The sequence below is a fragment of the uncultured Sphingomonas sp. genome (assembly GCF_964244265.1).
Taxonomy (GTDB): Bacteria; Pseudomonadota; Alphaproteobacteria; order Sphingomonadales; family Sphingomonadaceae; genus Sphingomonas.
In genome coordinates, this window is the sequence record NZ_CAXTHV010000055.1 from 1 (window position 1) to 6484 (window position 6484).

Annotated in this window: 6 protein-coding genes and 1 pseudogene; 2 read left to right on the forward strand and 5 right to left on the reverse strand. The window is 66.3% G+C overall.

The annotated features are described in order from the left end of the window. From ACFE7K_RS15235 to ACFE7K_RS15250, 4 genes and pseudogenes are all read right to left on the reverse strand, one after another. Positions 1 to 256, reverse strand: a pseudogene (locus ACFE7K_RS15235) (thiolase family protein); the annotation flags it as partial. Positions 257 to 258: 2 nt separating this feature from the next. Next, a complete protein-coding gene (locus ACFE7K_RS15240; RefSeq protein ID WP_375399046.1) occupies positions 259 to 798 on the reverse strand; it encodes a Zn-ribbon domain-containing OB-fold protein in 540 nt (179 codons plus the stop codon). A gap of 16 nt (positions 799 to 814) precedes the next feature. Further along, complete coding sequence (locus ACFE7K_RS15245; RefSeq protein ID WP_375399047.1) at positions 815 to 1648, reverse strand: CmcJ/NvfI family oxidoreductase; 834 nt, start codon at positions 1646 to 1648, stop codon at positions 815 to 817. Further along, complete coding sequence (locus tag ACFE7K_RS15250) at positions 1641 to 2195, reverse strand: TetR/AcrR family transcriptional regulator (protein WP_375399048.1); 555 nt, start codon at positions 2193 to 2195, stop codon at positions 1641 to 1643. The genes ACFE7K_RS15245 and ACFE7K_RS15250 overlap by 8 nt, the downstream gene beginning before the upstream one ends. A gap of 288 nt (positions 2196 to 2483) precedes the next feature. On the opposite strand from ACFE7K_RS15250, the gene ACFE7K_RS15255 reads away from it, so the two are divergent. Then, positions 2484 to 4244 carry an amidohydrolase family protein gene (locus tag ACFE7K_RS15255; protein WP_375399049.1) on the forward strand — a complete coding sequence of 587 codons (1761 nt, stop codon included), beginning with the start codon at positions 2484 to 2486 and terminating at the stop codon, positions 4242 to 4244. Positions 4245 to 4253: 9 nt separating this feature from the next. Here the strand turns inward: ACFE7K_RS15255 and ACFE7K_RS15260 are convergent, their stop codons facing one another. Then, the gene (locus ACFE7K_RS15260; protein ID WP_375399050.1) at positions 4254 to 5321 is read right to left on the reverse strand and encodes a helix-turn-helix transcriptional regulator; all 1068 of its coding nucleotides are present in this window, start codon (positions 5319 to 5321) and stop codon (positions 4254 to 4256) included. A gap of 79 nt (positions 5322 to 5400) precedes the next feature. On the opposite strand from ACFE7K_RS15260, the gene cysD reads away from it, so the two are divergent. Beyond that, entirely contained in the window at positions 5401 to 6312 is a 912-nt protein-coding gene (gene cysD / locus ACFE7K_RS15265; RefSeq protein WP_375399051.1) for a sulfate adenylyltransferase subunit CysD, read from the forward strand. Positions 6313 to 6484: the final 172 nt, after the last annotated feature.

Below are 6484 nucleotides of genomic sequence, written 5' to 3' on the forward strand. Positions count from 1 at the left end.
CGACGCCGCCGGCGAAGAAGGTCGCCTTGATGCGCAGCGCCTCGACCAGATCCTCGGCGCCGACGGGCGAGAAGCCCAGATAGCCGCCCATCCTCCCCGGATAGGTGGAGACCCCGTCGATCTGGCCGATCGTGAGGCCCGCCTCGTCGAGCGCCTCCTTGATCGCATCGACGGTGAGCAGCATCGGATGGCGGGTGACGCGGCGACCGACCGCCGACATGCCGACGCCGGTGATATAGGCTTCGCTCGACGCCATTTTCAGGCCACCTTCTCGAAGAGGGGAAGATAGACGTCGTCCTGCCGTTCGAACACGACCCGCACCTTGTCGCCGATCCGCACCTCCTCGGCCGGGCAGCCGACGACGTTGCTCGTCAATATGACGTCCCCCGCGCCGTCAATGGCGATCCGCGCGATGACATAAGGCACGTCCAGGTCGGGCCGCCACTTCTGGTAATTGACAGTGTAGGTGTCGACCGTGCCGGTGCCCACCACCACCTGCGGCTCCAGCCGGTCGGACAAACAGGCGTGGCAGACCGGATAAGGCGGATGGACGAAAGTCTCGCAATCCCGGCATTGCAGTAAGCGCAGCTTGCCGTCGGCGCCGCTTTCCCAAAAGAACCGGTTGTCCACGGTGAGACGCGGCAACACCCTTTTCGCCATGCTTCGATCCCGTCCCGTCGCGGGCGCGCTGTTATTTGGGCGCCGTTGAGCGTGCTGCGGTCCCCGCTCGCCGCTTGCAAGCTCCGGCGGGTCAACATCGCGATGGTGATGCCGGTGCCTGGCGACCGGCATCACCATCGTACAAGCTCCTCCGTCAGGCGAAATATGCCAGCACGCGCGACTCGATGCTGCTGCGCGACGGCGCATCCGGTCCCGTCAGGGGGTTGGCGAACGAGCTGTGGGGCACGCGTTGCGACCTGCTCTTGTCCGAATCCCAGGCCTTGAAGACCAGCGCCTCGTCGACCGTCATGTTACTGAAATAGGTCCAGCGGTTGGCGCCGTTCGGCCGATAGACGGTTGTCATCGACCGGAACGGCTCGTCACTGCCGGGCAGGTCGAGTATGGCCTCGGCCGACGCTTCGTCCGCGGGCGATGCCGTCCGCGCGTCGCAGACCGCCAGCGGGAAATCCTGCGGCGGATCGGAGAAGACGCGCCAGACATTGTACAGCGCGCAGCGCGAATAGCCGTCGAGGGTCTCGCCAACCTGATCAAGGATGGTCTGCGAGGTCTCGTCGGTGAAATCCGCATGGGGGAAACGGGCGGGCTGGTCATCGCCGGCCTTGACATAGTCGGTCCGCTTGCGGCCGAACCGCACGCCAACCCCAAGCCCGACCGCGAAGAAGGCGCCGGTCACGTTGCGGATCAGCTCGGCCGCCTCGTCCGGATAGACGGTTTCGAGCTGGGCGCGATCCATGAAGTCGGTGATCGCCGAACGGTGCGGCACCAGCTCGAACCCCTCGCGATCAAGGCTGAAGCTGGCGACCCGGGGGCGGCCGTCGACGATCGGCATCTGCACCGGCACGACGCGCATCGTCGTCTTGCTGCGGTCCTCCGTATAATAGCATAGCGGCGCATCAGGATCGTCGGTCGGCGGATCGCGCAGATAATCAAACGTCGCGGTGACGTCTCCAGTCGGGAATTCAGTCATTTCCTCTACCTCCAGCTTCCGTGACAGGGTCGTTATACATTGGGTTCCTATACATTTGGATCAGCGCCGGCGTGAGCACCAGCCGGTCGATGATGACGCTCATCTCCTCCGCCGACCGGTCGCGGCCCTGCTCCAGCCACCAGCAGAGGAGCGTGAGGATCGATGTTACCATATAGCCTGGACCGAGGCTTTCCGGCAGCCACGACGTCCGGGCCGTCTCCGACAGGTCGACGCGTTCGATCGCGCGGGCCAGGATCTGCGCGCGTACCGCATTGCCGGTGCCGCCAACCAGCAGCGCGACGCAAATCGGGCGCCGCCGCTCGACCCAGCGACATAGCGCCAGCGCGGCCGACGAGCTGTCAGCGGCACGCACCAGCGGCTGGAGCATGGCGATCGTGTCGCTGATGAAATCCTCGGCGACATCGGCCAGCAGCGCATCCTTGTCGCGATAATGACGAAAGAAGGTCGCATAGCCGACCCCCGCCCGCTGCGCGATGTCACCGATCAGGATACTGGCGAACGACTGCTCACGCGAGAGATCGAGCATCGCGCCGCGGAGGGCGGCTCGCGTCTTAACCTGGCGCGCATCCAACGGCCTTGACTCTGATATAGCGGTGACCATAAACGTGATACGTCATATATCATAAATTGCAACACTCAAGCCGCAACATGGACGATGTGCGACCTGTCTTTGGACGGCCAAAAGGGGTATGACGTTGATCGCCCCGCCAGCAATCCGCATGATACGATGCGGGCACGCACGCCACTCGCACGCTAATGTTTCGCATGGTACACGGCGTTACGGCTTAGCACACGACCTATCCTGGAGCTACCCATGTTCGACATGATCATCCGCAACGGCACCATCATCGACGGCACCGGCGCGCCTGCGCGTCCCGGCGACGTGGCGGTAACCGACGGCCGCATCGTCGCGGTGGGTGCCGTTGACGGCCAGGCGCGCGAGACGATCGACGCCAACGGCGCGCTTGTCACCCCCGGCTTCATCGACGTCCATACGCATTATGACGGCCAGTTCCTGTGGGACGACCGCCTCGATCCGAGCTTTTCCAACGGCGTGACCACTGCGATTGGCGGCAATTGCGGCGTCGGCTTCGCGCCCGTGCGGCAGGGCTATCGCCAGAAACTGGTCGAGATGATGGAGGGCGTGGAGGATATCCCAGGCATCGTGCTCGACGAAGGGCTCGACTGGGACTGGGAAAGCTTCCCTGATTATCTCGACCGGCTCGACGCGCGCGAATATACGATCGACGTCGCCACCCATTTCGCGCATGCGCCGCTCCGGGTCTATGTCATGGGCGACCGCGCGCTGAGCCACGAGAAGGCGACCGACGCGGATATCGCGGAGATGGCGCGGCTGACCCGCGAGGCGATGGCGGCGGGCGCGGTCGGGGTGTCAGGATCGCGCATCCTCGAGCATCGCTCCAGCATCGGCGAGCATGTCTTCGGCACCTTCGCCGAAGATCGTGAGGTTCTGGCGCTGGCGCGCGCAATGGGCGAGACCGGGCGGGGCGTGTTCCAGATCGTGCCGCTTGGCGGCGGCGGCGACTCGATGGGAACCCAGGCCTCGCCCGAGGAGCGTGGCGAGGAGCATGGCCGTTTTGAGGCGATCGCCCGCGCGTCGGGGCGACCAGTCAGCTACCTGCTCCATCAGTTCAATCACGATCCCGACGATTGGCACAAGATGCTCGCTGCCACCGAACGCGCCAATGCCGCGGGGCTGGAGCTCCATCCGCAGGTCGCGGCGCGCGGCGTCGGGATGCTGCTGGCGCTCGACGGCTACCACCCGTTCCGCTGCCGGCCGTCCTATCTGGAGATCGCTCACCTGCCGCTGCCCGAGCGCGCGGCGGCGATGCGCGACCCCGCGCGCCGCGCCGCGATCCTCTCCGAGAGGAACGTGCCGGTCGAGCAGGCGCCGTCCCGGCGCATCCTCGAATCCGCCAAAATCTATGCGAGGATCCTCGACCGCTTCTACGTTATGCGCCCTCCGGCGGATTATGAACCCGACGAGTCGATGAAGCTGACGACGATCGCCGCGGCTGAGGGCAAGACGCTCCAGGAAGTCGCCTATGACATGTATGCCGAGGGCGAGGGCGGCAACATGCTCGTCAATTTCATGATGAACTATGCCGATGGCGATCTGAACGCGGTTGGCGAAATGCTCGCCCATCCTGATACGATCAGCGGCCTGGGCGACGGCGGCGCGCACCTCCAGATGATCTGTGACGCCTCGATGACGACCTATCACCTCACCCACTGGGCGCGCGACCGCACGCGCGGACCGACGCTCCCGCTCGAACAGATGATCCACAAGCTGACCGGACAGGTGGCGGACATATACGGCTTCAAGGATCGCGGCGTGGTCGAGGTCGGACGCCGCGCCGACCTCAACGTGATCGACTTCGAGCGGCTGGGCAACGGCATGCCGCACATGGTGTTCGACCTGCCGCAGGGCAGCCCGCGTCTCCTCCAGGAATCGCGCGGTTATCTCGCGACGATCGTCAACGGCGTGGTCACGCGACGGAACGACCAGGAGACGGGCGCGCGCCCCGGCCGGCTGCTGCGCCTGGCCGCCTGAGCCGGCGGCTCAGGCCAGCCCGGCCAGCCCGGTCAGCACCAGCCGGGCGAGGTCCGCCTGGCCCGACGTCGCCGTCTTGGCGTAGATGCGCTTGGAATAATTGCGCGCGGTCTGCTCGGTGATGCCGATCCGCGCCGCCGCCCGCGCAATGGCCTCGCCCCGGCTGATCGCGTCGGCCAGCCTGGCCTCGGTCGGCGACAGCCCGAACAGCGCTCGCAGCGCCGCGCTGCGTGCCTCCCGCGTCGATGCATCGGGATGGTCCTCGGCATCGACATAGACCGCCGCGATAGCGCCCGCCTCCGCCTGGCGCGGCAGGGGGAGGATCAGGATGTCGACGCGCGGCTCGCCGGAAAGCCGGACGGCGCGCGGCCGCCCGTCGGCGCGGCGCATGATGGCGGCGATCTCGTCCGCCGCCGAACGGCTCGCACTGTCCTGCAACGGCATGTGCCGGACGAAGTGCCGTCCCGAATAATCGTCGTGATCGATTACCCGTCCCCGCGCATCGATCGTCAGCCAGCCGATCCCGAGGCGGCTAAGCGCGGTCGAAGCGACGAACGCACGATCGCGCTGGCGATCGATGGCTGCGGAAAGGCGCAGTGCGATCGACAGATGCGCGCCGAGCGCGCTCAGCAGCGAACCCGTGGTGGCGGAGAAATCCTGCCCCGCCCGCCCCAGGACGAGCCACGCATTGGCACCGTCGGGCTCGCGCACCCGCATCAGGCGAAGGTGGCCGAGCGTGTCTGGGGCGAGTTGGGCGGCATGGTCCGCGTCGTCCGCCCCGAGGAACTCCTCCCGCGTATGGACCCGGCCGACCCTCAAGGCGTGGTAGAGCGACGGCGCCCGGCGATAGAGAGCCGCCAGCGGCCGTCGGCGCGGCATGGGCGAGGCGAAGGCGGCGATCGACTGCTCGGTCGCGGGATCGCTGGGCGCACCCGCTGGCCGGACCAGCAGCGCGGCATAGTCGGCCGCCGTGCGACGGCGCAGCCGGGCAAGGAAGGCCGACCATGGCGGATCGTCGAGTGCGCCCTCGTACAGCACGGTCAGCAGATCGGTTTCATCGTGGCGACTGATCGGCATGACGATGTCTCTACTCCCATATGGGAGGTGATGGGAGTGCTGCAAGCGATATGCCTCCGGCGAGAAACAAGGACCAGCCATGCCTTCCGCGACGACACTCACCCATCTCCAGCGCCTCGAGGCCGAAAGCATCCACATCCTGCGCGAGGTGGTGGCCGAGGCCGAGAAGCCGGTGATGCTCTATTCGGTCGGCAAGGATTCGGCGGTGATGCTGCATCTCGCGCGGAAAGCGTTCTACCCGAGCCCCCCGCCCTTTCCGCTGCTCCATGTCGACACGACGTGGAAGTTCAAGGCGATGTACGAGCTGCGCGACCGCGCCGCGCGCGATGCCGGCATGGAGCTGCTCGTCTACCGGAATCCCGAGGCGCGGGCGCGCGGCATCAATCCGTTCGACCACGGCCCGCTCCACACCGACATGTGGAAGACCGAGGGGCTGAAGCAGGCGCTCGACCAATACGGTTTCGACGCGGCGTTCGGCGGCGCGCGGCGCGACGAGGAGAAGAGCCGCGCCAAGGAGCGCGTCTTCTCGTTCCGCTCGGCCAACCACCGCTGGGACCCCAGGAACCAGCGGCCTGAATTGTGGAACCTCTACAATGCGCGCAAGGCGAAGGGAGAGAGCATCCGCGTGTTCCCGATCTCGAACTGGACCGAACTCGACATCTGGCAATATATCCACCTGAACGGCATCGAGATCGTGCCGCTCTATTTCTCCGCCCCCCGCCCCACCGTGGAGCGCGACGGGCTGTTGCTGATGGTCGACGACGAGCGTTTCCGGCTCAAGCCCGGCGAGGTGCCGACGACGCGTTCGATCCGCTTCCGCACGCTCGGCTGCTACCCGCTCACCGGCGCGGTCGAAAGCGACGCGACGACGCTGCCGGCGGTGATCCAGGAGATGCTGCTGACCACCACCTCGGAACGCCAGGGCCGCGCGATCGACAAGGATGCCGGCGACGCCAGCATGGAGAAGAAGAAGCAGGAGGGGTATTTCTGATGGCAAGCGTGACCAGTGCCACGGGTACGCAGGACAGCGTCTATCAGGTCGAAAGTCTCATCGCCGAGGACATCGACGCCTATCTGGTCCAGCATCGGAACAAGAGCCTGCTGCGCTTCATCACCTGCGGCTCGGTCGACGACGGCAAGTCGACGCTGATCGGGCGGCTGCT